Origin of the sequence: Aminobacter sp. NyZ550 (assembly GCF_025628925.2) — a bacterium.
In the GTDB taxonomy this organism is placed as follows: Bacteria; Pseudomonadota; Alphaproteobacteria; order Rhizobiales; family Rhizobiaceae; genus Aminobacter; species Aminobacter ciceronei.
The window spans coordinates 3,293,001-3,307,296 of record NZ_CP114190.1 but is presented as its reverse complement, the minus strand read 5'-3'; the positions used below and the strand labels follow the sequence as shown (position 1 = coordinate 3,307,296).

The following is a 14,296-nucleotide window of genomic DNA, read 5'->3' as shown; positions in this document are numbered from 1 at the left end:
TTTTCATACATTTAGCTCTGAGTTTGTCGACACCGTCGCACGACGGTTGAGCAAGCATTTCTTGGGCCGGAAGCCTGTATTCTCTGCCGATTATCGGACCTCCCATTCGATTGGCGCTTGCCCTGGGCTGCTGCAGCAAGACAGCGCCTGAGGAGCTGCGTTTCTGGACATCCGGAAAAGAAAACGTCCGACTCGCAAGCCGGACGTTGCATGGCAAGGGTGTAGCGCGCCGCCTGGCGCCTCGACCTGGTCAGGCTGACGTTTCGGCCTCGTTGGCGACGGCCCGCTGCCGTGCCCTTCTGGCAAGGAACAGGGGCAGAACGGCAACGACAGCGGCGAGGACCCAGAGCACGATCGAGATCGTGCTGTGGAACAGGATCGAGATGTCGCCGCCGCTGATGGCAAGTGCGTTGCGCAGGTTTACCTCCATGACGTGCCCGAGGACGAAGCCGAGGATGATCGGCGCCATGTCGAAACCGGCCTTGCGGAGCAGCCAGCCACACATGCCGATCCCCAGCATCAGCAGAATCGAAAACACCGACGAGTGCGTGGAATAGACGCCGACGATCGACAGCACGAGGATGCCGGGCACAAGCAGCCAGTTCGGCACGGTCAGAACGCGGGCGAAAATGTTGACCAGCGGCAGGTTGAGCAGCAGCAGCAGGAAGTTGCCGACGAACAGCGAAGCAACCAGGCCGCCGACGACCTCGGGCCTTTCGGCGATCAGCATCGGACCCGGCTGGATGTTGTACAGCATCAACGCGCCCAGCATCACCGCCGTCGTGCCGGAGCCCGGCACGCCAAGCGTCAGCATCGGCACGAACGCGCCGCAGGCGGTGGCGTTGTTGGCGGCTTCGGGGGCGGCCAAGCCGCGCACGTCGCCCTTGCCAAAGGTGCCCTCGGTGTCCGAGATTCGCTTCTCGGTGGTGTAACTGACGGCGCTAGACACCGACGCTCCGGTGCCCGGCAGCACACCGACGACGAAACCGATGGCAGAGCCGCGCAGCGTGGCACCTATCGACTTCACCATGTCGCTCATCCTGGCCGTCATGCGCCCCAGCTTGCGGATGACGGTCACGCCGGTCGACTGGTGCTCGAGGATCAACAGCGCTTCCGACACAGAGAACAGGCCGATGACGAGCACCACGAATTCGATTCCGTCACCGAGTTCCGGCTCGTTGAAGGTGAAGCGATAGGCGCCCGACGTCGCATCGAGGCCGACGGTTGCCAGCATCAGGCCAAGTGTGCAGCCGATCAGCGTCTTGACCGGCTGGCTGCCGACCATCGAGCCGAGCGTGGCGAAGGCAAACACCATCAGCACGAAATATTCAGCCGGGCCGAAGCCGATGGCAAGGCCAGCGAGCACCGGGGCGAACAAGGCCAGTCCCGTCGCGCCGATCATGCCGCCGACGAAGGAAGCGACGCCAGAGAGCATGAGGGCTTCGCCGGCACGCCCCTGGCGCGCCATCGGGTAGCCGTCGAGCGCGGTCATCACGGCACCCGCGTCGCCCGGCACGTTGAGCAGTATCGACGAGATCCGTCCGCCATATTCGGCACCGCAATAGACCGCGGCCAAAAGGATCATGGTGCTCTCGGCCGGCAGGCCCATGGTGTAGGCGATCGGCAAAAGCAGCGCGATGCCATTGATCGGGCCGATTGCTGGAAGTGCCCCGACAAGCGTGCCGATGAAGCAGCCGCCGAGGCCGATGATGAGGTTCTGGAACGTGAGGGCGATGCCGAAGCCGGCCCAGAGATATTCGAGATTCATTGTTGTCTCCTTTGCCGCCGCTCAGCCGAACAGGCCCGAGGGCAGATAGACGTCGAGGAGGTAGGCGAAGACGAACCACCACAGCAGCGCCTGACACACGCCACCGATTACGGCGAGGCGCAGCGGCGCGCCGAATATCCAGCCGACGCCAGTGGTCAGCAAAAGGATGGAGGCGGCAAAGCCGAGCGGCTCCATCAACAGCACCGGGACCAGCATGAGCGCGGGAACCGCAAGAATCCGGAGCAGCAGCTGTCCCGACGGAAAGCCTTCGGACTTGCCGGGGTTGCGCAGATAGATGAGGCAAAGCAGGGCGAGGATGACTGCCAGCATCACCGGCACCACACGTGGGCCGAGCGGATCTGACGAGAAGGCGTATTCGATCCGGCTGCCGCCGATGCCGAAAACGATTGCGAGCGCCAGCAGGGCCAGCCCGCCAAACCTGCCTATGCGCTGGGATGTGTCGTTGTTGTCGGTCATGACGACCTCCGTGGTCTGCGCCACTGAGCGTGGCGCGCAAGGGAAGGTGGTGGCCGGCAGGAACGCCGGCCATCGATCTGATGCGGATTGGAAAACCGGCTGGAACGGGCTTACATGCCCGCTTCCTTGGCCATCACCTTGAAGCGGGCCACATCGGCCTTCACCTGGGCATCGAAGTCGGCGCCGATGAGAGTGTATTCATAGAGGCCGCGCGCTTCGCGCTCCTTGACGAATTCAGGGGTGGCAGAGAGTTTCTTGAGAGCGTCGGCCCACCACTGGTAGTCGGCGTCGGAAACGTCCTTGCCGACATAGTAGCCACGCCAGACCGGCCACTCGATGTCGATGCCCTGCTCTTTCGCGGTAGGCACCTCGGAGAGGTCGCCCGGCAGCCGCTCGGGCGCCATGACGGCGAGCACCCTGACCTTGCCGGCGGCATGATGCTTGGCCATTTCGGCCGCATCACCGGCGCCCACCTTCACGTGCCCACCTTCAAGTGCAGTCAGCACGGCGCCGCCGCCTTCGAGCGCGACATAGCGCATCTGCTTGGCGTCCTGGTCTGCCGACTTGGCCAGCAGCGAGCCCTTCATCCAGTCCTGCGAGCCGACGGCGCCGCCACCGGCGATGGAGAACTCGGAGGGATTGGCTTTGTAGGCCTCGATCAGTTCGCCGAGCGTTTTGTAAGGCGAGTCCGCCGCGACCACGAGCACGCCAAAATCGGCGCCCAGTGCGCCGAGCCAGCGCACAGCGCTCTCGTCATACTGGCCGAACTTGCCCTGCGCGATCAGCAGCGCCGAGCCCGTCGAGGCGGCAGTGATCAGGCTCGAATCCGAGCCGCGCTTGCCGATGACGTGGTTGTAGGCGACGGCGCCGACGCCGCCTTCCATATAGGTGACGGCCATAGGTGCCTTGATCAGCTTTGCTTCCAAAAGCGCGTTGGCGGCAAGGCGACAGGTCAGGTCGAAGCCGCCGCCGGGCTTGGCGCCGGCAAGGCATTCGGGCTTGGCCGGTTCGGCTGCCGCAGGCAGGCAAAGGGCACCCAGCAGGCCGAGTGCGGCGATGGTTTTCAGAGTGGCGTTGTTCACGGTTTCGCTCCCATGTCAGTTGTTGGCGCGACGCCCGCCGGGGCATCCGCAGCGATGTTCAACAGCTGGGAAAAGACAAAGCTGCGCGTATGCGCCGTGACAGCTAAGTCACGGTACAGAAAAGCGAAATCCTCCCAGCGCGCGGCATCCACCTCCCGGTGCCGAGCCCCTTCTGGTTCCGACGCCAAGCTGTCACCATCCTGTCACGGCAATCGGATTCGAACGGATTGATCGGCCCGACATTCCGTGCAACAGCTTTGCGCATGCGCATCCTTTTGGTCGAAGACACGAGGGATGTCGGGGAGGCCATCAGCCGTCGGCTGGAGAAGATCGGACACACCGTCGACTGGCAGTCGAACGGCCAGGCAGCCGCCGACATCCTCGAATTTACCGATTATGCCCTGGTCATCCTCGACGTCATGCTGCCGGGGCTGGACGGGTTCGAGATTCTGCGCCGGCTGCGCCAGCACCGGAAGTCCACGCCGGTGCTGATACTCACGGCGCGTTCCGAGATCGAGGATCGCGTCGGCGCGCTCGACCTCGGCGCCGACGACTACCTGGTAAAGCCGTTCGACTTCCGCGAACTCGAGGCGCGGGTGCGGGTGCTTCTGCGCCGACGCGCCGGTGACGCGACGAACCTCATCGAATGCGGCAACCTCGTGCTCGATCGCAACAGCCGCTCGGTCCGCGTCGGCAATCGCGAGGTGCAGCTCAAGCGCCGCGAGATCGCGCTGCTCGAAGTGCTGGCCAATCGTCCCGGCCGCGTCTTTGGCAAGGACGAACTGCTCGATCACCTGTTCGGCTTCGACGAGGCCCCACCGGGACAGAACGCCATCGAGCTTTATGTCGGCCGCCTGCGCAAGAAGATCGAAGGCTCCTCGGTGCGGATCGTCACCATCCGGGGCCTTGGCTACCAGCTGCTGGTCGACGATGCTGCGTGAAGGCTCGCTCTTTTCGCGCCTCGTCCTGCGCGTCGCGCTGGTGCTGGTCTGCGGCGCCGCGCTGCTCGCCACCGCCGCCTGGTATTATGCGCGCGCCGCCGCCGACAATGCCTATGACCGGCTGCTGCTCGGCGCGGCGTTCCAGATCACCGCCAACATGACCGTCGATTCCGGCCGTCTTGCCGTAACCATGCCGACGTCGGCCTTCGAATTGCTCGGGCTCGCCGAGCGCGACCGCATCTTCTACCGGGTGATCGGCCCTGATGGTCGGACCCTGACGGGCTATGACGACCTGCGCCAGCCCGAAGATCTCATGCCGGCACGCGCCGCGCCCATCTTCCTGTCCACCACCTACCGCGGCGTGCCGGTGCGCGTGGCTGCGGTGTCACGCGTCCTGTCCGATCCGTCATTGTCGGGCTGGGCCTATGTCGTGATCGCCCAGACCACCGAGGCGCGCCGCACGCTTGCTGGAGAGCTGACCGGCCGGGCCATGCTGATCGTCGGCATCATGAGCCTTCTGGCGCTGGCCGGTACAGTGCTCGCCGTACGCTACTCGCTGCGCCCGGTGGGTGAACTCGGCGCAGCACTTCGCCTGCGCGATCCGCAGGACCTGACGCCGATCGCGGTTCCCGTGCCGCGCGAGCTCCGACCGTTCGTCGGCTCGATCAACCATTTCATGGGCCGGCTCAACGAGCGCGTCGGCGTACTTCAGCGCTTCATTGCCGACGCCGCCCATCAGATCCGCACCCCGCTTGCAGCGCTCTCAGCGCAGGTCTCGCTGCTTGAGGATGTCGAAATGGACGAGAGCGGCCGGCGCCACCTGGAGCGCGTCAGCGACAGGGTCGGGCAGCTGTCAAGACTGACGAACCAGTTGCTCAGCCGCGCCATGGTGATCCATCGTTCCGACGCGGTCCGCTTTGACGTGGTCGACCTGGCCGATGTGGCCCGCAAGGCCTTTCGCAGCGCGATTCCGATAACGGTCGATCCCGACATGGTGGTGTCGTTCGAAGTCGGAACCGACGCGGTATCGGTGCTCGGCGATGCGGTCAGCCTGCGCGAAGCGATTGCCAACATCGTCGACAATTCGCTACGTCACGGCGCGGTCGCGCATCTCGCCGTCAGCGTGACGGCCGAAGGCGGGCGCGCGTTCGTCGTAGTCGAGGACGACGGCCCTGGCATTCCCGAAGCAGACTGGGAACGCATCACGGCGCGCTTCGTCAGCACCAAGTCGGAGGAAGGCAGCATGGGCCTCGGCTTTGCCATCGCCGCCGAAGTAGCGGCCATCCATCGTGGTATCATTCGTTTCCGCACCAAAGGCGATCGCAACTTCGCTGTAATCCTCGACCTGCCCCTGCATGGAGCAGTTGCATGACCTTCGTGACTCGCAATCTGCTTTCGGCGTTGGCCCTGTGCGGCTGGGTCGTCGGTGCACAGGCAGTCGAGGGCACCCGGACGTTTTTCCCCGCACTCGACAAGGAGGCCGATCGCCTCGTGGTCCATGGCGCGACCGACATCGAGGCCATGGAGCCGCTGATCCGTGACTTCCAGGCCACCGCCCGCGGCATTGCGGTCGACTATTCCGACTTCGTCACCAACGACCTCTACCGAGATGCCGACGCCGCCTGCCGGACCGGCACATCGGCGGCGGACGTGCTGCTGTCCTCGTCGGTCGACCAACTGGTCAAGCTGGCCAATGACGGCTGCGCACTGTCTCATGTATCGGCGGAAACGGCTGCGGTGCCCGATTGGGCCAACTGGCGCAACGAGGTTTTTGGCTTCACCTTCGAGCCATCCGTCATCATCTACAACAGGGACTTCGTACCTCTTGAGGATGTGCCGCGCGGCCATGCCGCACTTGCCGATCTGCTGCGCTTCAGGCTTGATTACTACCGGGGCCGGGTCGGCACCTACGACCTCAGGCAATCAGGCATCGGTTATCTCCTGGCCTTCCTCGACGCGCAGCAGGCCTCGACCACCTATGGTCGCCTGCTTGAGAGCCTGAGCCGCGCTGCACCCGTTCTGCGTTGCTGCAACAACGCTGTGCTATCGGAGTTGGCCAGCGGCAATGTCTATATCGGCTACAACATCCTCGGCTCCTATGCCTATGCCGCAGCGCGCCGCAATCCAAAGCTCGGCATCGTGCTGCCGCGAGACTACACGCTGATCCTGAGCCGCGGCGCTATGGTGCCGATGGGTGCCAGGCAAAAGCGCCTTGCGGAAAGCTTCATCGACTACCTGCTGTCCGACAGAGGGCAACAGGTGGCCGAGCGCGAGGCCTTCTTCTTTTCCCGCAAGGGAACGATTCCGCCGAATGTCGATGGTCCCCAGAGCCTCGTCTCGTCAGGCATCGGCAGGCCGATTCACATAGGGCCTGCGCTGCTTGCCGCTCAGGACCAACTCCAGCGGGCGCGATTTATCGACGACTGGATCCGGCTGATCGGCGGAAAGTAGACTGCCTTGCACGGGGCGCGCCGTCACCTCGCCAGATTTTCAAACAGCCGCGCACGGTCTCCGTGCCACGGGACGACGGTGAACGCGGCGCGGCGGTCCTCGAACGGATCAAGGCCGCCGAGGGCGTTCCGTCGAGATCAGTTGATGACGTTACCGTAGAAGCCGGCCTCGACCTTGGCCATGTCGATAGAGGCAAGAGCCTCAGGCAGGGCATAATTGTCGGCATCGGCATGCACCGCCGCGACATCGAATTTGTTCGCATCGGCGATGAAGGCGTTGGTCACGAACCGCTCCGTGTCGATGTCGATCGACGACTGGCCGATCTTCTTCAGGATCTTGAAGAAGCTGTCCCAGCCCCGGATGTCGTGCTCGCCCCAGCCTTTCCGCTTCGCCATGTCGCCCTTGAAGGTGCGATGGATCTGCATGAGGCTCTCCGTGCCATAGCGCGGGCCGTAATTCGCTTTCGTCGTCGGCAGTGCCTTGAAGACGATGTCGGCCGCGGCCCGTGGATTGCGGTCGGCAAATGCGCTGCCCATGGCCCAACCCTTGAGATATTGGGCGAGGAAGTGGCGGCGGTCCTGGTCCTCGATGTCGGCACGTCGTACGACCAGCGAATTGGACGGCAGCGGCGAGCCGCGCATGCCGAGCCAGTAGTCGAAGTCGAGCCCCTTGGCCGAGAGGTCGGCGCGCAACCCTTCCCAGGCCAGGCAGGCATCGCCCTGTCCGCTCGCGAGTGCCGTGGTCCAGGTTGGCCAGCCGGCTTCGACATATTTGATCGACTTCGGGTCAACGCCGGCAGCTGCAAACATCGGATCGCAGATCGACTGCCATGCGGCCGACCCGAGCAGCACCGTCTTGCCCTCGAGCTTGGCAAGATCCTGCACGCCCTCGCCTTTGCGGAAGGCAAAGTTGAAGAGGTCGAGATTGCCGCTGCCGAAGACCGAAACCAGATCCATCCCGCTGTTGACGGCATAAGACAGCACGCCTGGTGATGGGAAGCCAATGTCGGCCTGTTCGACGGCCAGGAATTTGACCACGGCAGTGCCATCCGACGGCCCCGGCTGCATTGCCGTCTCGACACCCAGATCGCCGAAATAGCCCATCTCCTTCGCCACCCAATAGGGGTAGTCGTCCATTACCTCGATGGTCCCGCGCGGCGAGATCCAGTTGAATGGCGAGGCGTAAGGCTTGGCGAATGCGATGCCCGGCTTGAACAGGCTGCCTCCGAGTACCGTGCTCGTCACCAGGCCTCCCGCTCCCACCTGGAGCAGCCTGCGGCGTGAAATGTTGGTCGTTGTCATTGCATGTCCTCGATACAGAAGACCGCGGTCAGGTGGCGCTGGCGGGCGCGGTCATTCCCCGCCCGGCCAATCAGCTCTCCCAGCCGGCGAGTTTCTTTCCGAGCCAGAAGAAGAAGGCGTAGATCGCGATGCCCGTGACCGCGAGGATCAGGATGCAGGCGAAGAATTCGGGCATGCGCAGCGTCGACGAATAGGTCGTCAGTCGGCTGCCTATGCCGAACCCGCCTCCCGACATCTCGGCACCCACTGCGGTGATCATTCCGAAGATTGCGCCGATCATCAGTCCGACGATGACCATCGGCATCGCCATGGGGATGCGGATCTTGGTGAATATCTGCAAGGTGCTGGCGCCATATGACCGCGCAAGCGCGATCTTGCCGGCATCGACGCGCCTGAAGCCGGTCGCCGCGTTGACCATCACCATCGGGCCGGAGGCCAGGGCGACGGCAATGACACGCGGCGTGTAGCCGAAGCCGAAATTCAGGATCAGCAACGGCACCAGCGCCAACATCGGCGTGGTCACCAGAAGCAGGATGTATGGCGTGATCACCTTCTCGACGAAGGGGAACTGCGTGATAACGGCCGCCAGCACCAGCCCAATCGAGGCGCCGATGGCGTAACCGGCAAACAGCTCGAACAGCGTGTAGCCATAGTGCTGCGAGATTGTCGTAATCTCCGGCGAGGCGAAGACGGCGGCAATGGTCGACGGTGCCGGCAGGATGAACTGAGGGACATCGAAGAAGCGCAGCAGGAATTCACCGCCGCCGATGACGAGGACGGCAACGGCAAGGATCGCAATGATCTCACGCGCACCCTGGCCGCCCATGCCGCTGACGATTCCCGTGGCACTGGCAAGGCCAGAGCCTCCGGTCGGCAGGTCTGAATTGTGGGTCATGTCGGTCATGGTTACCTCGCGGAGGTCGTGCGCCTTGCCGGCGGCACTTGATGCTTGATGTCGGATTTGATGTCGTTGACGAGGTCGAAGAACTCACGGGTTTCCATGAGTTCCAGCGGACGCGGCCGTTCGAACGGCACGTCGACGACCCTGGAGATGCGGCCCGGACGGGCGCTCATCACGTAGACCTTGTCGGATAGGAACACGGCCTCGGCGATGGAATGGGTGATCAGGATCACTGTCTTGCGCGCCTCGATCCAGATCTCCTCGACAAGCTTGTTCATCTCATCGCGCGTGAAGGCATCGAGCGCGCCGAAGGGCTCGTCCATCAGCAGGACATCGGGGTCGCTGGCGAGTGCGCGTATGATCGAGGCGCGCTGCTGCATGCCGCCGGAGAGCTCTCGCGGCATCTTCTCGCCGAAGCCGCCAAGGCCAACACGATCGAGCAAGGCCTCGACCCTGTCCCTGTCCGGCCTGATCCGGCGCAGCTCGAACGGCAACGAGATGTTCTGCTCGATGGTGCGCCAAGGCAGCAGGTTTGCTTCCTGGAACATCATGCCGATGCTCGGATGCGGCTGCCTGATCTCGTCTGCACCCAGGTGGATCCGGCCGCCGCTCAACTGGTGGAGGCCAGCAATGGACCAAAGCAAGGTCGTCTTGCCGCAGCCGGATGGTCCGACGACGGAGATGAACTCGCCAGCCTCGACGATCATGTCCACGTCCTGCAGCGCGTGGACCACACCTGAGTGCGCTGCATATGTCTTAGTTGCGCCGCTTACGCGAAGCGCGTGGTGGGTATGGTCTCCCATCCCGTCCTCCCTGTCCGGGACATGCTTCTCCCGCACCCGCGCCGTCGGCGCGGACCAAGAGTTGCGTCCCTGTTGCTGGTCTCAGTTCTTGAGAAGAGCTCTCAAATGCTCATCCACCTGGCTGATGTAGCCGGGTTCAAACCCGTTCAGGCCCATATGGCCTTCCGGCGTGCGGATGAGCTTCAACTCCGCACCTTCGATCAGGGCACAGTCGGCCTCGCATTCATGCGGTGGGAAAAACATGTCGTGGCTGATCGGCATAACATAGGTTTTCGCCGTGATCCGTTTCAGGGCAGCCGAGAGGTCTCCGCCCGTGTGGCGGGATATGTCGGCCCGTTGCCACTTCCACATTTCGCAGAGCAGCACATTGGGATCCATGGGCTCGAAATAGGCCTTCATCACCCCGTTGATGAAGTCATCTGATGACGACATGCCGAGCACGCTTCTCCAGCGTTCCTCCTGGTAGAACTGCGGTGACCAGCCCAGAGTTGCCACGATCCTCGCCAGGCGGTCCAAACCGTCGCGGACATCGTTACCGCTCCTGTACCAGCCGCCATTCCAGCCGGGATCGGACATCAGCGCGTCGGCGCAAACATCGACGAAGATGGCCTGGTGATGCGAGATACGGGCCGTCGCCGCGATCGGTGCTGCGCGCGCGACCATTTGGGGATAGCGCACCGCCCATTCATAGACCTGCTGGCCACCCATCGATCCGCCGACGACCAGCGCCAGCCTCTCGATGCCGAAATGCTCGGTTATGAGCCGATGCTGGGCCCGCACATCATCTCCGATGCGCACCTTTGGAAACTTGGCCATGGCTTGCGGTGCCGGCGAGTTCTGCGGCGACGACGACACCCCGCTGCCGATCTGGTCGACGACGACGATGAAGTACTCGTCTGGGTTCAGCGCGTGATCGCGGCCGACATAGACGTCCGCCATCACCTTGCCCGTGCCGGAGAACCAGGTTGTCACCAGGATGGCGTTGGACTTTTCCGCGTTCAGGCAACCGAAGGTGCGATAGGCGAGTTTTGCATCGCGCAGCGTTTCACCATCCTCAAGAACCAGGTTTCCCAGATCGTAGAGCTCGAACTCGCCCTGCGTTTCACGACCGTAATATGGATTGTCGATCATCACGGGATCCTCAGTCGAGGCTTTTCGAGACAGCGTCGAGGCCCGCCTGCGCGCAGCTTTCGTCCTGATCCTCGCTGGCGCCACTGACACCGATCCCGCCAATGACGTCGCCAGCGGCCGTCTTGATGGGCAGGCCGCCGGCAAAGGCGACGAGACCTGGGACAAACGCCGCCCCCGGCAATCCGGCATCCACGCCGTCGCGCTTCACGCCAAAGGAAAGGTCAGCCATGGCTCGGGTCGGAGCGGCATAGAGCGCGGATGTGGCTGCCTTGTTCTCGGCAATATCGGTGCAGGCCTTGCAGGCCCCGTCCTGCCGTGCGGCAGCAATGAGCCGTCCGCCATCGTCGACCACGACGACATTGACCTTGGCGTGCCCTGCGGCTGCCTGAGCGGCGAAGCAGGCCGCAATCATCCGTCCGGCCGCCTCATAACCAAGGACCGGCTTGGCCATCTCCTCGGCCGCACCGAGCGTAGGCAACCATGCCACCAGGCCCGTTGCCGCAAGCAATCGTTTGGTCATCTCGCATCCTCCCTCGACCGAACACCTGTCTGGGTGCTTCAGCGTTGAAAGAGCTTACGAAGAATGGCTTATGGCCATCTATCGCGAACATTCGCGATGCCAGTCAAACTCGACGAAACATCAGATTATCATCATATCTTATTGATAATGCTTATCTTATGATGTCCGTCGGCATAATAGCGAGAACGTACGGACGTCCGCGCGTGCAGCAGCGCTGCCGTCTAGGACAAATCAGACCGTGCAAGCAGGCTGACCAAAGCCGATGTGCTGGAGGCGCCGGTCTTCTGCCGGATGCTTCTGAGCTGATGATCGATCGTGGAAAGAGAGCGGTCGCGAACCCGCGCGATCTCCTTGTAGCTCATCCCCTTCGCAACCAACCGGGCCACATCCAGTTCGGACGCTGTCAGCGTCGCAAGTGATGCCGCGTCCGAAACGCCTGCATATGCGGCCAGGGATCCCTGTGGTTTCCCCGCCTCGCCACGAGAGTCCTGGTCGGCAATCCGCTTCGATACGGCGATGATCGGGCTCAAGACATCCGTCACCGTCTGCTCGAAGCAATCGTAGAGACCGGATTCCCAGGGTACCATGTGCTCGGTCCAGTCGGCACAGATCAGGCCGTAGCCACCGCGTTCGGTGCGAAGGGCCCAGGCGAGTTTCGATTTCGTCCGCGCCCCCGACATCCTTTGCCGCAACCGCATGGTGACGCGGCGGTCCTGCTTGATGTCGGCAAAGATCAGCGGACGAGGGTCCAGCCACATCGCCTGCATGGCGACGTCGCGGTTGTCGACAGCCCGGCCGCATCCGAATGAAGGAACGTCGTAGTTCGCGTCCTTTGCTTCCGCAAAGCCCGGGAAGTAGTCCTTCGCCTCACGCATCCCGAAACCGGTATCGACCCGCTGGCATCCGAGCTCGGCCCGCAGCCAGTTGGTGGCGATCGACCAGCACCCCGGCAGGTCGTCGAGACGAAGCAGCATGTGCGCGGCCAGGTCGCGCGCATGACGATAGCGAATGGTACCGCGATCGAGCAGGCGGTTTCGCAGCTGTCGCTGCGCGGCAAGCACGCCCCCGCGGAAGTCTTCCGCAAAGGCCGGATACGTGTCCTGGTTTTGCCTGTTCACCGCCCCTTCCCTTCAGACGCACGGTGTATGTCCGCAAGATTCGGCCGACGGACAGCGCGGCAAGACGTTCACTTAGACTCTTATGCCGCCCCATCAATGAGTCAAATCATGGATGGCCCGACAGGCAAGCCCAGACGCCTCTCCGCGCCAGCCCATCCAATCAGGCACCGCTCCTACCTCGCCAGATGTTCAAACAACCGCGCCACCGCCTCCGCGCCGGGATCGATGTGGCCCTCGAGTTGCCTGGCGTTGATGTAGGCTGCGCGACCGGCTTTGGCGCGGGTGAGCGTGGCAGTGTAATTGGCGCCATTGCGGGCGGCCGTGGCCGCTGCCGACAGGCTGTCGCCAAGGCCGTCCAAGGCCGGTGCCAGGGCGTCGACCATCGTCCGGTCGCCAATCTTGGCGCCGCCGATCTCCTGCATGCGCGCCAACCCTGCCCGCAGCGCCTCGCGCATTGGCAGGCCGCTGGAGGCGCCGTCGCCGGCGGCGGCGAAGAATATGGCAAGCAGCACACCCGACGAGCCGCCCATGGTCTGGCTCAGTTCCTGGCCGATGGCGCGCAGAAGCTGTGTGTGGTCGGACAAAGGCAGCCGGTCGATGGCGCTGATCAGGGCGCGGGCGGCCCCGGCCAGCGTCGACCCTGTGTCACCGTCGCCCGACTTGGCATCGAGCGCGTTGAGGTCCTGCTCGGCCGCGATCAGCACGTTGCAGCAATTGACCAGGAAGGCGCGCGTGCCCGCGTGGTTGGACGGCATCGGCGTGATCGGCGTCAGCCCGTCGGGCATGGGCGCGACCACGAGCGACCTGACCTGCGAGACGCCGGGCCATGCCGGGATCACGACGGGCGCCTTCAGCAGTTCCAGTTCCGTCGCGTCGGCGGGAAATACCGAAATGGAAATACCCTGCATGTCGAGCGAAGTCATCAGCGGCGACGGCCCGATGGCATGAGTGATCCTGTCGCCAATGGCCGACTGCAGCAGGTCATGCGCCAGCACCGACATTTCGAGCACCGAGGTACCGCCGAGATTGTTGACGAGCACGACATGCGGCCCCTCGCCCATCACTGCCGCCAACCGCTCGACCATGGTGGCGACCGAGGCGCGGGCACCGGCGAAGTCGATCTGCTCGACGCCGGCCTCGCCATGGATACCGAGGCCAAGCTCGGCTTTGCCAAGCGGAATGCGATCCTCCTTGGGCGAGCCCGGCACGCTGCAGGTGTCGAGCGACATGCCGATCGAGCGGGTACCGGCGATCACATGTTTCGCCGCTGCCGTCACCGATTCCAGGTCGGCGCCACGTTCGGCGAGTGCACCCGCAATCTTGTGCACGAACAGCGTGCCGGCGACGCCGCGCGCCTGCGGCAGGTCGGGCAAGGCGATGTCGTCGCCGACGATCACCATCGAGACGTTGAGGCCGAAGGCACGGGCGCGCTCGGCGGCGAGGCCGAAGTTCAGCCGGTCGCCGGTGTAGTTCTTGACCACCAGCAGGCAGCCGGCCGGCCCGGTTACCGCCAGGATGCCGGCGAGCACGGCGTCGACGCTGGGCGAGGCAAAAACGTCGCCGCAGACCGCCGCAGTCAACATGCCTTTGCCGACGAAGCCGACATGGGCCGGCTCGTGGCCGGAGCCGCCGCCCGAGACGATCGCCACCTTGGACCTGTCCCAGTCGCTGCGCAGCACGACGCGGATATGCGGATAGCCGTCGAGGCGGGTCAGCGCACCGCCCGACAGCGCCAGCACCCCATCGATGGCCTCGGTGACGACGTCTTCGCGCCGGTTGATGAATTGCGCCATGGATTCTGCT

At 63.9% G+C, this 14,296-nt stretch carries 13 protein-coding genes; 3 read left to right on the top strand and 10 right to left on the bottom strand.

All coding sequences use genetic code 11. The features are described 5' to 3' along the window. Positions 1-250: 250 nt before the first annotated feature. The 3 genes from N7E70_RS16410 to N7E70_RS16400 form a co-directional block, all read right to left on the bottom strand. Positions 251-1,768: a tripartite tricarboxylate transporter permease gene (locus N7E70_RS16410; RefSeq protein ID WP_154384149.1), complete on the bottom strand. Its 1,518-nt coding sequence runs from the start codon at positions 1,766-1,768 to the stop codon at positions 251-253. Positions 1,769-1,789: 21 nt separating this feature from the next. Continuing rightward, a complete protein-coding gene (locus N7E70_RS16405; protein ID WP_263006996.1) occupies positions 1,790-2,245 on the bottom strand; it encodes a tripartite tricarboxylate transporter TctB family protein in 456 nt (151 codons plus the stop codon). A gap of 110 nt (positions 2,246-2,355) precedes the next feature. Next, a complete protein-coding gene (locus tag N7E70_RS16400; RefSeq protein ID WP_246786990.1) occupies positions 2,356-3,327 on the bottom strand; it encodes a Bug family tripartite tricarboxylate transporter substrate binding protein in 972 nt (323 codons plus the stop codon). Between the two features lie 263 nt (positions 3,328-3,590). Here N7E70_RS16400 and N7E70_RS16395 point away from each other — a divergent pair, with 263 nt between their 5' ends. From N7E70_RS16395 to N7E70_RS16385, 3 genes are read left to right on the top strand one after another with little or no spacing between them, the layout of a single operon-like run. Further along, on the top strand, positions 3,591-4,268 hold the full coding sequence (locus N7E70_RS16395) for a response regulator transcription factor (protein WP_154384147.1): 678 nt from the start codon (positions 3,591-3,593) through the stop codon (positions 4,266-4,268). After that, complete coding sequence (locus N7E70_RS16390) at positions 4,234-5,640, top strand: sensor histidine kinase (protein ID WP_263006995.1); 1,407 nt, start codon at positions 4,234-4,236, stop codon at positions 5,638-5,640. The genes N7E70_RS16395 and N7E70_RS16390 overlap by 35 nt, the downstream gene beginning before the upstream one ends. After that, complete coding sequence (locus tag N7E70_RS16385; RefSeq protein WP_263006994.1) at positions 5,637-6,719, top strand: ABC transporter substrate-binding protein; 1,083 nt, start codon at positions 5,637-5,639, stop codon at positions 6,717-6,719. Before N7E70_RS16390 ends, N7E70_RS16385 begins: the two co-directional genes overlap by 4 nt. A 137-nt stretch (positions 6,720-6,856) precedes the next feature. Here N7E70_RS16385 and N7E70_RS16380 read toward each other — a convergent pair whose 3' ends face one another. The 7 genes from N7E70_RS16380 to N7E70_RS16350 form a co-directional block, all read right to left on the bottom strand. Next, positions 6,857-8,020: an ABC transporter substrate-binding protein gene (locus N7E70_RS16380; RefSeq protein WP_263006993.1), complete on the bottom strand. Its 1,164-nt coding sequence runs from the start codon at positions 8,018-8,020 to the stop codon at positions 6,857-6,859. A 70-nt stretch (positions 8,021-8,090) separates the two neighbouring features. Next, positions 8,091-8,924 carry an ABC transporter permease gene (locus N7E70_RS16375; protein ID WP_157097081.1) on the bottom strand — a complete coding sequence of 278 codons (834 nt, stop codon included), beginning with the start codon at positions 8,922-8,924 and terminating at the stop codon, positions 8,091-8,093. 2 nt (positions 8,925-8,926) lie between these two features. Beyond that, positions 8,927-9,628: an ABC transporter ATP-binding protein gene (locus N7E70_RS16370; RefSeq protein WP_269441406.1), complete on the bottom strand. Its 702-nt coding sequence runs from the start codon at positions 9,626-9,628 to the stop codon at positions 8,927-8,929. Between the two features lie 177 nt (positions 9,629-9,805). Next, positions 9,806-10,855: an alpha/beta fold hydrolase gene (locus N7E70_RS16365; RefSeq protein WP_263007036.1), complete on the bottom strand. Its 1,050-nt coding sequence runs from the start codon at positions 10,853-10,855 to the stop codon at positions 9,806-9,808. Between the two features lie 10 nt (positions 10,856-10,865). Further along, positions 10,866-11,375 carry a GlcG/HbpS family heme-binding protein gene (locus N7E70_RS16360; RefSeq protein WP_263006991.1) on the bottom strand — a complete coding sequence of 170 codons (510 nt, stop codon included), beginning with the start codon at positions 11,373-11,375 and terminating at the stop codon, positions 10,866-10,868. A 221-nt stretch (positions 11,376-11,596) separates the two neighbouring features. Beyond that, positions 11,597-12,493 carry a helix-turn-helix transcriptional regulator gene (locus N7E70_RS16355; protein ID WP_263006990.1) on the bottom strand — a complete coding sequence of 299 codons (897 nt, stop codon included), beginning with the start codon at positions 12,491-12,493 and terminating at the stop codon, positions 11,597-11,599. A 173-nt stretch (positions 12,494-12,666) separates the two neighbouring features. Beyond that, a complete protein-coding gene (locus tag N7E70_RS16350; protein ID WP_263006989.1) occupies positions 12,667-14,286 on the bottom strand; it encodes a dihydroxyacetone kinase subunit DhaK in 1,620 nt (539 codons plus the stop codon). Positions 14,287-14,296 lie beyond the last annotated feature (10 nt).

Coding starts and splice junctions, on each gene's coding strand:
- N7E70_RS16365 (WP_263007036.1), bottom strand. CDS start 10,855: ATGATCGACAATCCATATTACGGTCGTGAAACGCAGGGCGAGTTCGAG.
- N7E70_RS16395 (WP_154384147.1), top strand. CDS start 3,591: ATGCGCATCCTTTTGGTCGAAGACACGAGGGATGTCGGGGAGGCCATC.
- N7E70_RS16380 (WP_263006993.1), bottom strand. CDS start 8,020: ATGACAACGACCAACATTTCACGCCGCAGGCTGCTCCAGGTGGGAGCG.
- N7E70_RS16370 (WP_269441406.1), bottom strand. CDS start 9,628: ATGATCGTCGAGGCTGGCGAGTTCATCTCCGTCGTCGGACCATCCGGC.
- N7E70_RS16350 (WP_263006989.1), bottom strand. CDS start 14,286: ATGGCGCAATTCATCAACCGGCGCGAAGACGTCGTCACCGAGGCCATC.
- N7E70_RS16405 (WP_263006996.1), bottom strand. CDS start 2,245: ATGACCGACAACAACGACACATCCCAGCGCATAGGCAGGTTTGGCGGG.
- N7E70_RS16385 (WP_263006994.1), top strand. CDS start 5,637: ATGACCTTCGTGACTCGCAATCTGCTTTCGGCGTTGGCCCTGTGCGGC.
- N7E70_RS16360 (WP_263006991.1), bottom strand. CDS start 11,375: ATGACCAAACGATTGCTTGCGGCAACGGGCCTGGTGGCATGGTTGCCT.
- N7E70_RS16410 (WP_154384149.1), bottom strand. CDS start 1,768: ATGAATCTCGAATATCTCTGGGCCGGCTTCGGCATCGCCCTCACGTTC.
- N7E70_RS16375 (WP_157097081.1), bottom strand. CDS start 8,924: ATGACCGACATGACCCACAATTCAGACCTGCCGACCGGAGGCTCTGGC.